Origin of the sequence: Actinotalea caeni, assembly GCF_009733795.1 — a bacterium.
In the GTDB taxonomy this organism is placed as follows: Bacteria; Actinomycetota; Actinomycetes; order Actinomycetales; family Beutenbergiaceae; genus Pseudactinotalea; species Pseudactinotalea caeni.
The window spans coordinates 1-16,019 of the sequence record NZ_WNXX01000033.1; the positions used below are offsets into that span (position 1 = coordinate 1).

The 16,019-nt window shown below is 72.7% G+C and carries 14 protein-coding genes; 10 read left to right on the forward strand and 4 right to left on the reverse strand.

Annotated elements, in window-relative coordinates; genetic code table 11:
* Nucleotides 1–128: 128 nt before the first annotated feature.
* The 3 genes from GPA02_RS17445 to GPA02_RS17455 are packed head-to-tail and all read right to left on the reverse strand — an operon-like array spanning nt 129 to nt 2,741.
* On the reverse strand, nt 129–1,178 hold the full coding sequence (locus GPA02_RS17445; protein ID WP_156201723.1) for an arabinan endo-1,5-alpha-L-arabinosidase: 1,050 nt from the start codon (nt 1,176–1,178) through the stop codon (nt 129–131).
* Between the two features lie 44 nt (nt 1,179–1,222).
* The gene (locus GPA02_RS17450) at nt 1,223–2,176 is read right to left on the reverse strand and encodes an alpha/beta hydrolase family protein (RefSeq protein WP_156201724.1); all 954 of its coding nucleotides are present in this window, start codon (nt 2,174–2,176) and stop codon (nt 1,223–1,225) included.
* A complete protein-coding gene (locus GPA02_RS17455; RefSeq protein WP_162457813.1) occupies nt 2,154–2,741 on the reverse strand; it encodes an ArsR/SmtB family transcription factor in 588 nt (195 codons plus the stop codon). Before GPA02_RS17455 ends, GPA02_RS17450 begins: the two co-directional genes overlap by 23 nt.
* Nucleotides 2,742–2,960: 219 nt before the next feature.
* Between GPA02_RS17455 and GPA02_RS17460 the strand changes: the two genes are divergently transcribed.
* The 5 genes from GPA02_RS17460 (at nt 2,961) to GPA02_RS17480 (ending at nt 7,362) form a co-directional block, all read left to right on the forward strand.
* Nucleotides 2,961–3,545 (forward strand): helix-turn-helix domain-containing protein, encoded by a 585-nt coding sequence (locus tag GPA02_RS17460; protein WP_156201726.1) that lies wholly within the window; start codon nt 2,961–2,963, stop codon nt 3,543–3,545.
* Entirely contained in the window at nt 3,542–4,261 is a 720-nt protein-coding gene (locus GPA02_RS17465; RefSeq protein WP_156201727.1) for an AzlC family ABC transporter permease, read from the forward strand. Before GPA02_RS17460 ends, GPA02_RS17465 begins: the two co-directional genes overlap by 4 nt.
* Nucleotides 4,258–4,569, forward strand: a complete 312-nt coding sequence (locus GPA02_RS17470) for an AzlD domain-containing protein (protein ID WP_156201728.1) — start codon at nt 4,258–4,260, stop codon at nt 4,567–4,569. Before GPA02_RS17465 ends, GPA02_RS17470 begins: the two co-directional genes overlap by 4 nt.
* Before the next feature lie 788 nt (nt 4,570–5,357).
* A complete protein-coding gene (locus GPA02_RS17475; RefSeq protein WP_156201729.1) occupies nt 5,358–6,137 on the forward strand; it encodes a 6-phosphogluconolactonase in 780 nt (259 codons plus the stop codon).
* A 22-nt stretch (nt 6,138–6,159) separates the two neighbouring features.
* Nucleotides 6,160–7,362, forward strand: a complete 1,203-nt coding sequence (locus GPA02_RS17480) for an N-acetylglucosamine-6-phosphate deacetylase (protein WP_156201730.1) — start codon at nt 6,160–6,162, stop codon at nt 7,360–7,362.
* A 16-nt stretch (nt 7,363–7,378) separates the two neighbouring features.
* Here GPA02_RS17480 and GPA02_RS17485 read toward each other — a convergent pair whose 3' ends face one another.
* Entirely contained in the window at nt 7,379–8,365 is a 987-nt protein-coding gene (locus GPA02_RS17485; RefSeq protein ID WP_156201731.1) for a LacI family DNA-binding transcriptional regulator, read from the reverse strand.
* Nucleotides 8,366–8,518: 153 nt separating this feature from the next.
* Here GPA02_RS17485 and GPA02_RS17490 point away from each other — a divergent pair, with 153 nt between their 5' ends.
* From GPA02_RS17490 to GPA02_RS17510, 5 genes are all read left to right on the forward strand, one after another.
* Complete coding sequence (locus tag GPA02_RS17490; RefSeq protein ID WP_240134126.1) at nt 8,519–9,739, forward strand: Gfo/Idh/MocA family protein; 1,221 nt, start codon at nt 8,519–8,521, stop codon at nt 9,737–9,739.
* Between the two features lie 162 nt (nt 9,740–9,901).
* Nucleotides 9,902–11,839 carry an ABC transporter substrate-binding protein gene (locus GPA02_RS17495; protein WP_156201732.1) on the forward strand — a complete coding sequence of 646 codons (1,938 nt, stop codon included), beginning with the start codon at nt 9,902–9,904 and terminating at the stop codon, nt 11,837–11,839.
* A gap of 41 nt (nt 11,840–11,880) precedes the next feature.
* Nucleotides 11,881–12,873, forward strand: a complete 993-nt coding sequence (locus GPA02_RS17500; protein ID WP_156201733.1) for an ABC transporter permease — start codon at nt 11,881–11,883, stop codon at nt 12,871–12,873.
* Between the two features lie 2 nt (nt 12,874–12,875).
* Nucleotides 12,876–14,045 carry an ABC transporter permease gene (locus GPA02_RS17505; protein ID WP_156201734.1) on the forward strand — a complete coding sequence of 390 codons (1,170 nt, stop codon included), beginning with the start codon at nt 12,876–12,878 and terminating at the stop codon, nt 14,043–14,045.
* Entirely contained in the window at nt 14,045–15,907 is a 1,863-nt protein-coding gene (locus GPA02_RS17510; protein WP_240134127.1) for an ABC transporter ATP-binding protein, read from the forward strand. The genes GPA02_RS17505 and GPA02_RS17510 overlap by 1 nt, the downstream gene beginning before the upstream one ends.
* Nucleotides 15,908–16,019 lie beyond the last annotated feature (112 nt).

Genomic DNA, 16,019 nt, shown 5'->3' on the forward strand with positions numbered 1-16,019 from the left:
CGACCGGCCGGAGCGAGCCGCGCATTACGGTGGACCAAGAGAAGGCCTCCCTCGAGTGACGTTGAACACCACTCAGAATGGAGGCCTTCTCCCTACATCCGTGTCACCAACGTGCTGACCGAGTACACCTAGTCGGACGCCGCTGCGAGCTCCTCGGCGGTCATCGCCACCGGCCAGCCGTCGTCGTCCCAGGCGAGCTCGCGGACCGCGAGCCGGAAGGCACCGTCCGCCGCGCCGTCGTAGAAGTGGAAGGCGAGCCGGCCCTCGGAGACCGACTGCCCGCCGGGGCCGACCATGTTGCCGATCGTGCCCAGCAGCGCCAGCCCGCCGTCCTGCGTCATCGGGGTGCCGTCCGGGCCGAGGTAGGGGCCGGTCACCTCCTCGGCGCGACCGACCGCGATGTTGTACGTCGAGTCCAGGCCGGCGCAGCACCGGTCCCGGGCGACGAACAGGTAGTACCAGTCGCCGTGCCGGTACAGGTACGGCGCCTCGATCGCGTTCTCGGCGGTGCCGCGGCTCGCGATCGTCACCGGCTCGGCGCCCTCGACGGGCTTGCCGCTGGGCCACTCGAGCTCGAGCAGCTGGATGCCGCCCCAGAAGGACCCGAACGCCAGCCACGGCGTGCCCGACTCGTCGGTGATGACGCCCGGGTCGATCGCGTTGTACGGGTCGCCGGGCGACGACGACCACACCATCCCCTGGTCGGTCCACGCGTGGTCGGGGTCGTCGGGGTCGAGCGTGACGTTCGTCGTCAGGCCGATGACCGAGGTGTTCCGGCCGAACGTCGAGACCGAGTAGTAGAGGTGATAGACGCCGTCGTGCTCGACCACCTCGGGGGCCCACACGTTCGTCGCGCCCGGGACGGCCTCGTAGGCCCACTCCGGCCGGGTGTCGGCGTCCCACACGGTGCCGAGCATCTCCCAGGTCGCGCCGTCGTCGGTCGAGCGGCGCACCTGCGGGGCGCCACCGCCGACGGCGGGGTCGCCGGTCGAGAAGACGTACCAGGCGTCGTTGGTCACGACGAGCGCCGGGTCGTGCGTCGTGATGTCGCCCGCGACGGCGACCTCGGTCGCGGCGGGCGGGTCCGCCGCGCAGGCCGGCAGCACGAGCGCCACGGCGGCTGCGACGGCGCCCAGGGCGAGCAGGCGGGTGGCGGTACGCGACCGTGGGATCCGCATGCCGTCGACCCTATCGACGGCGTCGCGAGCGGCTCCGGCGCGGGTCAGGCCGCCGGCTCACGCACCCGGGCGTCGGCGAGGAAGCCGGTCAGCATCGGCAGGAAGCCGGCGGCGAGCTGGTCGCCGCGCGGCACCTCCGGGTCCGGGTCGGCCACGAACAGGCCGTGGTTCCCGCGCGGGAACACCGCCAGCCCGTGCTCGCCCGCCTCGAGCGTCGGGAGGTTCTCGGTGTACGCGACGACGCTCTCGGCGACCGGGATGATCGTGTCGGCGCCGCCGAACAGCGCGAGCACCGGCGAGGTGACCTGCCGCAGCACCGGCAGCGGGTCGAAGTCGAGCATCCCCGCCGCGAAGGCCAGGTTCCGCGGGTCGTCGTAGACGAACGAGACCGCCGGGTACCAGGGTTCGTCGGCGAACCGCAGCTGGTCGGCGAGCACCTCCTCGACCGGCTCGCCCGCGACCAGCCGGGCGCAGCGCTCGTCGACCCATGCCATCGCGGCCGCGTGCTGCGCGGGCGGGAGGTCGGCGATCTCGCGCGAGATGCGGTCGCGCTCCTGCTCCGCGGGTGAGACGCCCGGCCCGGAGATCGAGACGACGAAGTCGGGGCCGCCGGTCGCGGACGCGAGCAGCGACACCCAGCCGCCCTGGCTCACGCCGAGCAGGCCGACCGGCTGCCCTGCGCAGCGCGGGTGGGCGCGCAGCACCTCGATCGCCGCCAGCGACTCCGCTGCACGGTCGGCGAGCGTCTGCCCCGTCCAGTGCCCGGGCGAGCCGCCGCAGCCGGGCTTGTCGTGCGTGAGCACGACGGCCCCGCACGAGGCCACCCACTCCGGCCAGCCGCCCCAGTCGTCGCACGCGCCGTCGCCGGAGCCGTCGACGAGCACGACGCCGGGGCGGCGCTCGTCGTCGCCGAGCGAGGTCGGCACGTGCACGAGCGCGCGCAGGTCGCCCACCGCGGTGGGGACGCTGGTCCACTCAGTCGTCAGGGTCTCGGTCATGGCGCACCTCGTTGCTGGTCGGTTCCGGGTCGAGATGGGGCAGCGGCGTGCCGGCGAGCAGCACGCGGACGAAGCGGGCGCCGTCGGGCGCGGCGGCGGGGTCGCCCAACCGGGCGACGTAGGGGGCCAGGACCTCCGAGAGCTGCGCGCCGACGTCGGCGAGCTCCTCGGGTGTCATCGGCACCGTGGCGCCGCCGAGGAAGGACGCGCGGCGCCACCCCTCGGGCTCGTCGGTCGCGGTGCTCCACGCCAGGATGCGCGCGGCCTCGCGCTCGACGAACACCTGCTCGAGCGCCTGTGCCGCCGCGCCGGAGTCGGTCGACGACCAGGACTGCTCGACGTCGGTGACGCGCCAGGGCCGCTCGCGCCGGTCACCGGTGGCGGGTGCGCGCTCGGCGAAGCCGTAGGCCTCGAGCTGACGCAGGTGGAAGGAGGCACTGGCCTGCGAGACGCCGAGATGACGCGCGCAGGTCGCCGCGGTCGCGGGCCCGATCGTGCCGAGCAGCTCGATGAGATCGAGCCGCAGCGGGTGGGCGAGCGCTCGCAGCGTGGTGGGGTCCGTCATGCGCACGGATGCCAAAGTATGCTTTGGCATCCGTGATGTCAAAGGTGTCTTTGGTAATGGCGACCTGCCGCCGAGGTCGCACCTTCTCGCCGAGTTCGCACGGCGCATGGTGCGGGCTCGGCGCGAGGGTGCGAGCTCGGTGTGTGGGGCCGGGCGTGGGTCGCGCGAGACGTCTGTTCGATGTGGCGAACGAACGTCTGATATACAGGACCGGTGCAGATGGGAGGACCGCTGGCGGCGGGCGAGGTCACGCCGTCGCCGCTGGCGCAGATCGCGAGCAACCTTCGGGCCGAGCGGCGGCGCGCGGGCGTGTCGCTGAGCGAGCTGGCGCGGGCCGCGGGGGTGTCGAAGTCGACGCTGTCACAGCTGGAGGCAGCGGCGGGCAACCCGTCGGTCGAGACGCTCTGGGCGGTCGCGAGCGCCCTCGGCATCCCGTTCGCGCGGCTCGTCGAGACCCGGACGGCGCCGGTCCAGGTGATCCGCGCGGCCGACCGGGCCTCGATCCCGTCGACGCAGGCCGACTACGCGGCGGCGCTGCTCGCACCCGGCCGGTCGCACGAGCGGCGCGACGTCTTCGTCATCGAGCTGGAGCCCGGCGAGCCGCGGCGGGCGGACCCGCATCCCAGCGGCTCGGTCGAGCACGCCGTCGTCGCGGCGGGCCGCGTGCGGGTGGGGCCGGTGAGCGGGCCGGTCGAGGCCGGCCCGGGCGACTACGTCAGCTTTCCGGGCGACGTCGCGCACAGCTACGAGGCGCTCGAGCCGGGGTCCTGGATGGTGCTGGTCATGCAGCACCCGGGATCATGAGCCGCTCCGCCCCGGGGGTCCGCTCCGCCGTCCGGCAGGGGGTGTCGGTCGGGCTGGCGACGGGCGCGTACGGGATCTCCTTCGGCGCGCTCTCGGTGGCCGCGGGGCTCGACGTCTGGCAGACGTGCGTGCTGTCGCTGCTCATGTTCACCGGCGGCAGCCAGTTCGCGTTCATCGGCGTGATCGGCGCGGGCGGCGCGGGTGCGGCGGCGACGGCGACCGCCGCGCTCCTCGGCGTGCGCAACAGCCTGTACGGGCTGCAGATGGCGTCGCTGCTGCGGCCGCGCGGCCGGTGGAAGCCGGCGGCGGCGCACCTGACGATCGACGAGTCGACGGCGGTCGCGCTCGCGCAGCCCGCGGACGACCTGCCGGCACGCCGGGCGGGCTTCTGGGCGACCGGTCTGGCGGTCTTCGGGTTCTGGAACCTCGCGACCCTGGGCGGGGCCCTGCTCGGTGACGTGCTGGGCGACCCGGCCCGCTGGGGGCTGGACGGCGCAGCCGCGGCAGCCTTCCTCGCGCTCCTGTGGCCGCGGCTCGCGCGCCGCCAGGCGCAGGCGATCGGCGTCGTGGCGGCGCTCGTCGCCGCGATCACGATCCCGCTGGTGCCGGCCGGCATCCCGGTGCTGGCGGCGGCCGCCGTCACCGCCGTCGTCGCGTGGTTCCAGTACCGCGAGCCGCCGCACGTGCGCGCCGACGAGCAGGAGGCCCCCGCATGAGCCTGTGGCTGTGGGTGCTCGTGGCCGCCCTCGCATGCTTGGCGATCAAGCTCGCCGGCTACCTCGTGCCCACCGAGGTCCTCGACAACCCCCGCGTCTCCCACACCGCGGCCATGGTGACGTGCGGTCTGCTCGCCGCGCTCGTCGTCTCGCAGACCTTCGCCTCCGGCTCCGCCCTCGTCGTCGACGCCCGCCTCGTCGCGATCGCGGTCGCCGCCCTCGCGCTGCTGCTGCGGGCACCGTTCATCGTCGTCGTGGTGCTCGGGGCCGTGTCCGCCGCTCTCGTGCGCGCGCTCGGGTGGGGGTGAAAGGAAGGCATCGGCTGCGTGGGGGCACGCCGAGGGATCCGGCGTGGCCGGGGCGCCGGGGACCCGGGGCGGGGAGTCGGGGCGCCGGGGAGCGGGGAGTCGTGCGCGCGAGGCGACCACTCGCTCGCTCGTTCCTCGCTCGCTCCCGCCAGGCCCATCCAGCCTCGCGCGCACGACTCCCCGCTCCCGGCTTCGTAGGCACGTCACCGCGGGAGCGGTGAAGCCCTGCACTTCCCACTTTCACCGCACTTTGGAACATCGGCCGGTTTCACGGCACTTTGCAACGGGCTCGGCCTCACGCACTGTGCAACACGGCCCGGCCTCACCGCACCCCGAGGGCCGAGCGAGCTCGCCGGCCTCGCCTCGCTCGATTTCACCGCACCTCTTGCCGCCCCTCGGTTCCACCGCACGTCTTGCCGCGGCCGGAGCCACACCGCTCCGTCGGCTGCTCGGTCCGACGACGGCGCTGCACGCATCTCGCGATCGCAGTCTCTCGCGGAGGTCGACGGTGGGACGCGGCGGTTCGGTGGGCCGTCGTCGGGCTCTGGTCCGAAAGGTGCTTCGGGGTCGGACGGTGGAGGTCGGAGAGGCGGTAGGCCAGACCCTCCCCGCCGTCCGCGGCAAGAAGTGCGGTGAAAGTGGGGTGTTCCAAAGTGCGGTGAAAGCGGGGTGTGTTCCGAAGTGCGGTGAAAGTGGAGGGGTGCAAGCAGACCGCAACCGCTTGCGGTACCGTTGCACCCGGCGCGGGGCCGCGCCGTTCGTACCCGATCACCGCAGGAGGACCTCCCATGCCCGAGCCGACCAGCACGTTCACCGCCGGACAGCTCCCCGTGGAGGTGTACGCCTCGGAGCGTGAGATGGGTGTGGCCGCGGCCGAGCGGGCGGCCGAGACGATCCGCGCGGCCGTCGAGGCGCGCGGGCACGCGCGCGTCGTCGTCGCCACCGGCAACTCGCAGTTCGCGTTCGTCGAGGCGCTGCGCGAGCAGGACATCCCGTGGGACCACGTCACCGCGTTCCACATGGACGAGTACGTCGGCATCGACGCCGACCACCCCGCGGCGTTCCGCCGCTGGATCCGTGAGCGCATCGAGGAGCCGTTCTCGCCCGCCGCCGTCCACTACATCGAGGGCGACGCACCCGACGCCGAGGCCGAGGCCGCGCGGTACGAGGCGCTGCTGCGCGAGGCGCCGCTCGACCTCGTCTGCATGGGCATCGGCGAGAACGGGCACCTCGCGTTCAACGAGCCCTACGAGGCCGACTTCGACGACGAGCGCTGGGCGCGCATCATCACGCTGACCGACGAGTCCGTGCAGCAGCAGGTGGGTGAGGGGCACTTCCCGGACGCAGCGTCCACGCCCCGCACCGCGATCTCGCTGACGATCCCCGCGCTGCTGAGCGCGGCGTCCGTGCAGGTCTGCGTGCCCGAGCGGCGCAAGTCCGCTGCCGTCGCCGCCGCGCTGTCGCAGGAGATCAGCAACGCCTGCCCGGCCACGCGGCTGCGCGAGGCGCCGCACGCCACACTGTTCCTCGAGCCGGAGTCGGCCGAACTGCTTCCCGCAGCCGGCTGAGCCCGGCTCGGGACGGAGCCTGATGCCGCCGAGCGCGAGCCGCACCACCGCGATCACGGGCGGGCGGGTGCTCATGCCCGACGGCCGGGTGCGTCCCGGCACCGTCGTGCTCGACGGCGGCGTCGTCGCCACCGTGACCGCCGGCGCGCTGGCGGCCCCGGCCGCCGAGGTGGTCGACGTCGGCGGTCGGCTCGTCGTGCCGGGCCTGATCGACCTGCACCTGCACGGGGCCGCCGGCCGCTCCTTCGAAGAGGTCGCGCCGCCCGGGGCTCCCGAGGACGACGACGGCGCCGTGCCGAGCATCCTGCGTCACCTCGCGCGCGCAGGCGTCACCGCGACGGCGGCCTCGCTGGTCTCCGACGACGTCGAGGCGATGGCGCGCCGCGCGGAGGCGCTCGCCGCGTGGCGCGAGCGGCCGGTGCCCGACGGCGCCGAGCTGCTCGGTGCGCACCTCGAGGGACCGTTCCTGGCCCACGCCCAGTGCGGTGCCCACGACCCCGCGCTGCTGCGCGCCCCCGAGCCGGACGCCGTCGAGCGGCTCGCCCGGGCACGCCCCGCGATGGTGACGCTCGCGCCCGAGCTGCCCGGAGCGGTCGCCGCCGTGCAGCGACTCGTGGCCGCCGGTGCCGTGGTGGCGGCGGGGCACAGCGAGGCCGGGCCGGAGGAGCTCGCGGCCGCCGAGGCTGCCGGGCTGAGCCACGTCACGCACCTGTGGAGCGGGCAGTCGAGCGTCACCCGGTCGGGACCGTGGCGGCTGCCAGGGCTGCTCGAGGCGTCGCTCGCCAGCAGCACGCTCACCGCCGAGGTCATCGCCGACGGTCGGCACCTCCCGGCCGAGCTGCTCGAGATCGCCCGCCGCTGCCTCGGCGACCGGCTGGTCGTGGTGTCGGACGCGACCGCGGGCGCGGGCATGCCGGAGGGGTGGACCTACGAGCTCGCCACGGTCCGGTGCGTGGTGCGCGGCGGCGTCGGCATGGTGGTCGGTGCACCGGCCTTCGGCGGCAGCACCACGACGCTCGACGGGATGCTCGCCCACCTGTGCGTCGACCTCGGCTGGCCGGTGACCGAGGCGGTCGCGATGCTGAGCACGCGACCGGCGGCGATCGCCGGTGTCGGGCACCGCAAGGGCAGGCTGGCGCCCGGCTTCGACGCCGACGTGCTCGTGCTCGACGAGCGGCTGCGGCCGTGGCGCACCTGGGTGCGCGGGGTCGCCGTCGAGCCCTGACGGCTCGCCGACCTGCTCAGCGGTGCGGCGCCGGTGCGGTGCTGCCGCGGATGATCAGGCGCGTCTCCAGCTGCACGACCTTGGGCGTGCTGGTCGCTCCCTCGCCGAGGTCGAGCACGAGGTCGACGGCGGTCATGCCGCTGCGGCTGCCCGGCACGTGGATCGAGGTGAGCGTCGGGTAGGCCATGCCCGACATCGGGCTGTCGTCGATGCCGATGACCGAGATGTCCGGCCCGACCTTGACGCCGCGCTCGGTCATGCGCGCCATCAGCCCGAGCGCGATGAGGTCGTCGTAGGCGACGACGGCGGTGAGGTCCTTGCTGTGCACGAGGTCGGCCGCGAGCACGCCGGCCTGGATCTGCGGCTCGAACGGGCCGAGCTCGACGAGCTCGACACCCAGCTCCTCGCACGCGCGGCGGACCGCGGTGCGCCGCTGCGAGTTCGACCACGACCGGCGCGGGCCGTTGAGGTAGCCGATGCGGGTGTGACCGAGCGACGCGAGGTGCTCGACCGCCTCCTGGATGCCCTCCGAGGCGTCGACCAGCACGCTCGTGGCGCCCGGCACCTCGCGGTTGACGAACACGATCGGCTGCAGCTCGACGAGCTCGGCGAGCGACTCGTCCGGCGTGCGCGGCGACACGACGATGAGGCCGTCGACGCGCTTGTGCATGACCCGCGCCCGCTTGATCTCGTCGGCGGGGTGCTCGTCGACGTCGGCGATCAGCACGGTCTTGCCGCGGCTCGCGGCGCGCGACTGCACCGCCTTGATGATCGGCGGGAAGAACGGGTTGGCGATGTCGGGGACGATCAGCCCGATGAGGTCGTTGCGCCCCGAGGTGAGCGAGCGCGCCACCTGGTTGGGCTCGTAGCCCATCTCCGCGGCCGCCTTGACGATGCGCTGCCGGGTCGCCTCGTTGACCTTCTCGGTGCCGGACAGCGCGCGCGAGACCGTGGACGCCGAGACGCCGACGGCGCGCGCGACGTCCGCGAGCGTGACCGCCATGGTCCTTCCCGTCCCCTTCATCGGTTGTCGCACAGCGGGTTCGTGCGGCAGCGTGCGCACGAGGTTAGCGCAGCACGCAGCCGACGCCAGGGTCCCCGCACCGACATCCTGAGACCTTGCCGCAACCGCTTGCGTTCCGTAGCGTGGGCGCGCATGACCAGCCACGCGAGCCCGACCGTCACCGCCACCGACGAGAGCGTGCGCCCGCTGCGCCTCGGCCTCGTGGGCAACGGCAACCGCGGCATCATCGCCCGCACCGCCGTCGACCTCGACCCCGCTGCGCAGGTCGTCGCGGTCGCCGACCCCGACCCGCGCGCCCATCGGCGCGCCGTCGAGCGGTTCGGCGAGGACGTCGCGGTGCACGACGACGTCGCGGCCCTGTGCGACGCCGGTCTCGACGCCGCGTTCGTCACCTCGCGCGACCACCAGCACGCCGACCACGCGATCGCGCTCATGCGCGCCGGCGTCGCGGTGTTCGTCGACAAGCCGATGGCGACGACGGTCTCCGACGCCGACCGGATGCTCGCCGTCGCACGCGAGACCGGCAGCCGCCTCTACGTCGGCCACAACATGCGCCACATGCCGGTGATCGCGCTCATGCAGCGCCTGGTCGCCGAGGGGCGGATCGGGCAGGTCAAGGCGATCTGGTGTCGCTACTTCGTGGGCGACGGCGGCGACCGGTTCTTCAAGGACTGGCACGCCGAGCGCGCGAACGTGAACTCGCTGCTGCTGCAGAAGGGCGCCCACGACATCGACGTCATCCACTGGATCGCGGGGGGCTACACGCGCACGGTCAGCGCGATGGGTGAGCTGACCGTCTACGGCGAGGTGACCGACCGGCAGGACCGCAGCGGCCAGCTGGTCACCGACTGGCTCGACCGCGAGAAGAACTGGCCGCCGCTGGCGCAGACGGGCCTGCACCCTGTCATCGACGTCGAGGACCTCTCGATGGTGACGATGCGCATGGACAACGGCGTCTACGCGACGTACTCGGAGTGCCACTTCACGCCCGACTACTGGCGCAACTACACGATCATCGGCACCGAGGGCCGGATCGAGAACTTCGGCCTCGGCGAGGGCGGCGTGGTCCGGCTCTGGAACCGCCGCTCGGAGTTCCTCGAGCACGGCCACGAGGAGATCCCGATCCCGCACGTGCCGGGCGGCCACCACGGTGCCGACCCCGCGCTGCTGCGCGAGTTCCTCGCGTTCGTGCGCACCGGTGCGCCGACCCGCACGTCGGTCGTCGCGGCGCGCGAGGCGGTCGCCACCGCGGCCACCGCGACGGCGTCGATGCGGTCGGACTCCTCGGCGCTGGCGGTGCCGCCGCTGGACCCCGAGCTGCGCGACTACTTCGACGCCGGGCAGCCCCGATGACAGCGGAGTGGTATTGCCGCAACCGCTTGCGGTGCTATTGTCATCGGCAGCCGACCCGCCGTCGCACGGCCCACCCCGTCGGGTGACGGGCACGCGGCCCGACGATCCGGGCGGCCGTCGACCGGAACGCTGCACCGATGCGCGTCACCCAGGAGGAGAGCGATGACCCAGTCCCCGCACCTGACCCGCAGGACGCTGCTGCTCATGGGGGGCGGGGCCGCTGCGGCGATCCTCACCGCCTGCTCGAGCGACGAGCCGCCGAACCCCTTCGACGGGGCCGAGGACGCGCTCGAGTCGCCGATGCTGGCCGAGCGCGTCGAGGCCGGTGAGCTGCCCGAGCTGGGCGAGCGTCTCCCCGCCGAGCCAAAGGTCGTCGAGGTGCACGACGGGCCGGGACGCTACGGCGGCACGCTGCAGCGCGCCCAGCTCGACGTCAACGACTCGGGCGCCCTGACGGCGTTCGCCGCGGTCGGGCTGCTGGAGTGGACCTGGGCGGCCGACGCCGCCGAGCCGAGCCTCGCCGTCGAGTTCAGCAAGAACGACACCAACACCGAGTTCACGTTCGTGCTGCGCGAGGGCCTCAAGTGGTCCGACGGCGAGCCGTTCACCTCCGCCGACCTCGCCTTCACGGTCGACGACGTGCTGCGCAACCCCACGATGATCCCCGCAGCGCCGTTCTGGTTCAGCGACGGCGACGACCGGCCGACGGTCGAGACGCCGGACGAGCGCACCGTGATCTTCCGGTACAACAACCCGTTCGCGCTCTTCGAGAAGTACATGTGCCACCCGGCGGTGAGCCACCAGTTCCTCAAGCCGAAGCACTACCTCGAGCAGTTCCACGCCGACCACGCCGACCCCGACGAGGTCGACGCCGCCGCGAAGGCCGCCGGCTTCGACTCCTGGGACCAGTACTTCTGGGACCGCGACAACTGGTGGACCAACCCCGAGCGCCCGGTGCTCGGCGCCTACCGGGTGGCCAGCCCCGCCAACGCCCAGAGCGGCACCGCCTCGCTCGAGCGCAACCCCTACTACTGGAAGGTCGACGGCGACGGCCGCCAGCTGCCGTACATCGACAACATCCAGGTGCAGGTGCTCGCGCAGGACGCGATCGACCTGCGCGCCGCCAACGGCGACCTGAACTTCCAGGGTCACAACCTCGGCTACAACTCGGCGCAGGTGTTCCTGCAGAACGAGGAGAGCAACGGCTACCGGATGCTGCGGTGGCGCAACGACGCGACGCTGCTGTCGATCTGCCCCAACCTCTCCCACCAGGACGAGGTGCTGCGCGAGCTGTTCATGGAACCCGACTTCCGCGCCGCGCTCTCGCTCGCGATCGACCGCGAGGACATGAACACGACGATGTTGGGCGGCCTCGGCGACGTCCGGCAGCCGCTCGCGACCGAGACCTCCGACTACTACGTCGAGGGCACCGGAACCCGCCACCTCGAGCACGACGTCGACCGGGCCAACGAGCTCCTCGACGGGCTCGGGCTCACGCGCGGCAGCGACGGCCGCCGGCAGCGCCCGGACGGTGCACCGCTGGAGCTCGTGCTGCTCTACGTCGACAGCACCGCGGGCGTGGCGACCAGCGACGCGTTCACGATGGTGCAGCGGTACTGGGAGGAGATCGGCGTCCGCATCAGCCTGCGGCCCGTCGACCCGACCCTGTACGCCGAGCTGCGGGTCGCGAACGACTTCGACCTCGACGGCACCCCGATGCCCAGCGACGACTTCGACATGGAGCCGGTCTGGTACGTCCCGACCGGCAACAACAGCCACTTCGCGCCCGCCTACGGGCAGTGGTACGCGACCAACGGCGCCGAGGGCATGGAGCCGCCCGAGGAGATCAAGCGGCTCATGGACAGCTGGGACGCGCTGCGCGGCGCCCCCAACGACGAGGAGCGGCTGGCCGCCGGCCGGGCGATCGTCACCCAGCACGACGAGAACGTCTACGCGATCGGCCTGCTGGGGCTGCCGTTCCAGCCGGTCATCGTCACCGACGACCTGCGCGGCGTCCGCGACGACGAGCCGAAGCTGTCCTTCTACTACGGTCGTGAGGGCATCACGAAGCCGGAGCAGATCTCGTTCACCGGGTCCTGATCGCCGTCGCCCCTGCGGCGCCGACCACGTGAGGAGGATGAGTGCTCCGGTTCACGATCCATCGGATCCTGCACGTCATCCCGACGCTGATCGCCATCTCGATCATCTCGTTCTTCATCATCCAGCTGCCGCCGGGCGACTTCCTGACGACGCAGATCGCCTCGCTCGAGGCGCAGGGCGAGAGCCTCGACCCGGCGCAGCTCGAGGCGCTGCGGGTGCGCTACGGCATCGGCGAGCCGTTCTGGGTGCAGTACTGGAAGTGGATCTCCAACATCGTCCTGCACGGTGACTTCGGCCTGTCCTTCCAGTACCAGCGCCCGGTCGGCGGGCTGATCTCCGAGCGGCTCGGGCTGACGGTGCTGCTGGGCCTCACGACGCTCGTGCTCACCTGGGCGATCGCGCTGCCCGCCGGCGTCATCTCCGCGATCCGGCAGCACTCGGCCGCCGACTACACGATCTCGGTCCTCGGCTTCGTCGCGCTGGCGGTGCCGAACTTCCTCGCCGCGCTCGCACTCGCCTACATCGGGTTCCGCTTCTTCGGGCAGAGCGTCGGCGGGCTGTTCTCGCCCGAGTACGTCAACGCGCCGTGGAGCCTCGACCGGGTGCTCGACCTGTTCGGGCACCTGTGGATCCCGGTCGTCGTCATCGCGCTCGCGGGCACCGCCGGCATCATCCGCACCACCCGCGCCAACATGCTCGACGAGCTGCACAAGCCCTACGTCACGACCGCGCGCGCGAAGGGGCTGCCGGAGGGACGGATCATCCGCAAGTACCCGCTGCGCATCGCGCTCAACCCGTTCGTCTCCACGGCCGGGTGGAACATCCCGCAGATCTTCGACGGCGAGGTGATCGTCGCGACCGTGCTCGCGCTGGGCACGACCGGACCGCTGCTGCTCGGCGCGCTGCGCTCGCAGGACATGTACCTCGCGGGAGGCATCATCCTCATCGTCGCGGTGCTCACCGTCGTCGGCACGTTCATCTCCGACCTGCTGCTCGCCGCCGTCGACCCCCGCGTCCGGTTCGGGAAGGCCTGAGCATGGTCCAGCCGCAGCTCCCGCAGGCCACGCCCGACGACGAGGCGGGCACCACCGCCGACCTCGCCACCGAGACCGGCCGCAGCAGCCGCGACGTCGCCTCGGCGTCGCAGCGCCGGCTGATCTGGTGGCGGTTCCGCAAGCACCGGCTCGCGATGGTCGGCCTGGTGCTGCTCGTGGCGATGTACGTCGTCGCCGCGTTCGCCGGCTTCTTCGCGCCGTTCTCGACGACGACCTACAGCGGCGAGCACGCCTACCACCCGCCGCAGGTGCCCCGGTTCTCGCTGCAGGAGGGGTTGTTCGTGCACCCGACGACGGGGCACACCGACCCGGAGACCCTCGCCCCGGTGTTCACGCCGGACGAGAGCGAGCACGTGCACCTGCGCTTCTTCGTGCACGGCGACAGCTACCGCCTGCTCGGCCTCGTCGAGACCGACATCCACCTCTTCGGGCCGAGCGAGCCGGGCGAGCGCTGGTACCCGCTGGGCGCGGACCGCACCGGCGCCGACCTGCTGTCGAAGATCATCTACGGCTCGCAGATCTCGCTGTCGATCGGACTCGTCGGCGTCGCGATCTCGCTGCTGCTGGGGCTGCTGCTCGGCGGCATCTCCGGCTACTTCGGCGGCACGGTCGACGCCGTGCTGCAACGCGTCATCGAGCTGTTCATGTCGATCCCGACGCTGCCGCTGTGGCTCGGCCTCGCGGCCTCGGTGCCGCCGCAGTGGGGGCCGGTACCGACCTACCTGATGATCACCGTCATCCTGTCGCTGCTCGGCTGGACCAGCCTCGCCCGGGTCATCCGCGGCCGGCTGCTGCAGATCCGCGACGAGGACTACGTGCTCGCGGCCACGCTCGACGGCGTCCCCACCACCCGGATCATCTTCCGGCACATGGTGCCCGCCTTCACCTCCCACATCATCGCGACCGTGTCGCTCGCGGTGCCCGCGATGATCCTGTCCGAGACCGCGCTGTCCTTCCTCGGGCTGGGGCTGCGCTCGCCCGCGGTCTCGTGGGGTGTGCTGCTGCAGGACGCCCAGAACGTCAACGTCATCGCGACCGCCCCGTGGCTGCTGCTGCCGGGTGTCGCCGTGGTGCTCGCCGTCGTCGCGTTCAACTTCGTCGGCGACGGGCTCCGCGACTCCGCCGACCCCTACGGGAAGAGGTCGACCTGATGCTGCGATCCCGCCGTCGCCGCCGCATGGCACCGGTGCGAGCCCCGCGCGAGCTCGCCGCCGTCGCCGTGCCCGCCGAGGAGCTGTCCGAGCCGGACGCGATCCTCGACGTCCAGAACCTGCGCACGACGTTCCGCACCGACGCCGGCGTCGTCCACGCCGTCGACGACGTCAGCCTCACCGTGCGACGCGGCCGCACCACCTGCATCGTCGGCGAGTCCGGGTCGGGCAAGTCCGCGACCGCCCGCTCGATCATCCAGGTCGTCGACAACCCCGGCCTCGTCGAGGGCGGCCGCATCCTGTTCCGCGCCGACCCCGACGGCCCGGTGCACGACCTCGCAGCGCTGTCGGCGACCGGCGACGGCATCCGCTCGGTGCGCGGCGGCCAGATCGGGCTGGTGTTCCAGGAGCCGATGTCCGCGCTCAGCCCCGTGCACACCATCGGCAACCAGATCGCCGAGGTGCTCCAGCTGCACACCGACCTCGACCCGAAGGCGATCCGCGAGCGCGTGATCGCCGAGCTCGAGGCCGTCGGCATCCCGCGCGCCGCCGAGCGCGTCGACTCCTACACCTTCCAGCTCTCCGGCGGCATGCGGCAGCGCGCCATGATCGCGATGGCGCTCATCGCGCGCCCGGCGCTGCTCATCGCCGACGAGCCGACGACGGCCCTCGACGTCACCACGCAGGCCCAGATCCTCGACCTGCTCGCCGAGCTCAAGCGCGAGCTGTCGATGACGATGGTGTTCATCACCCACGACCTCGGCGTCGTCGCCGAGATCGCCGACGACGTCGTCGTCATGCGCCACGGCAAGGTGCTCGAGACCGGGCCGGTCGACCAGATCTTCCACGACCCCCAGCACCTCTACACGCGCGAGCTGCTCGCCAGCCTGCCGCAGCGCGAGGAGGCCGTCACCGGCGCCCCGAGCGACGAGGTGCCCGAGAGGGTCGAGGTGAGCGACGCCGTCGACACCACCGTGCGGCACGACGACGCCGCCCCGAGCGAGACCCCGCTGCTGTCGATCGAGGGCCTGCGGATGGAGTTCGAGAGCACCTCCGGCACGATGTTCTCGCGCCGCACGACCAGCCGGATCGTCGCCGTCAACGACGTCAGCCTGCAGATCGCGCGCGGCACCACCCTCGGGCTGGTCGGCGAGTCCGGCTGCGGCAAGACCACGCTCGGCCGCTGCGTCATGCGGGCCTACCGGCCCACCGCTGGCGCGCTCCACTACGACGACGGCGAGAACGCCACCGACCTCGCGACCCTCACGACCGCGCAGCTGCGCCCCTACCGGCGCCTGGTCCGGATGGTGTTCCAGGACCCCTACGGCTCCCTCAACCCGCGCATGACCGTCCGTGAGGTCATCGGCGAGCCGCTGCGCGTCGCCGGCATCGCCCAGGGCTCCGAGCTCGACGACCGCGTCGAGAGCATGCTGGAGCGCGTCGGGCTGCGCCGCGACATGGCCAGCCGCTACCCGCACGCCTTCTCCGGTGGCGAGCGCCAGCGCATCGGCATCGCGCGCGCCCTCATCACCGAGCCCCGCCTGGTCGTCGCCGACGAGGCGGTCTCCGCCCTCGACGTCTCCGTCCGCACCCAGATCCTCGAGCTCCTCGCCGAGCTCCAGGACGAGCTCGGCCTCACCTACCTGTTCATCAGCCACGACCTGTCCGTCGTGCGCAAGATCTGCGACCGGGTCGCCGTCATGTACTACGGCAACCTCGTCGAGGAGGGCCCGGCCGCCGCGGTCTTCGACGACCCGCAGCACGGCTACACCCAGGCCCTGCTCTCCGCCGTCCCGGTCTCCGACCCGCGGCTGCGCGGCACCCGCCCCCGCGTCGTGTACCGACCCGAGGAGGCGGCGTGACTACCAGATCGTGGACGCGTCAAGCAACCCCCTGACGCGACCCTCGCGACCGACCTAGGTTGGTCGCACGGCCGCGGCGGTGGGTGCTCCGCGGCCGGCAACCTGGGGTGCA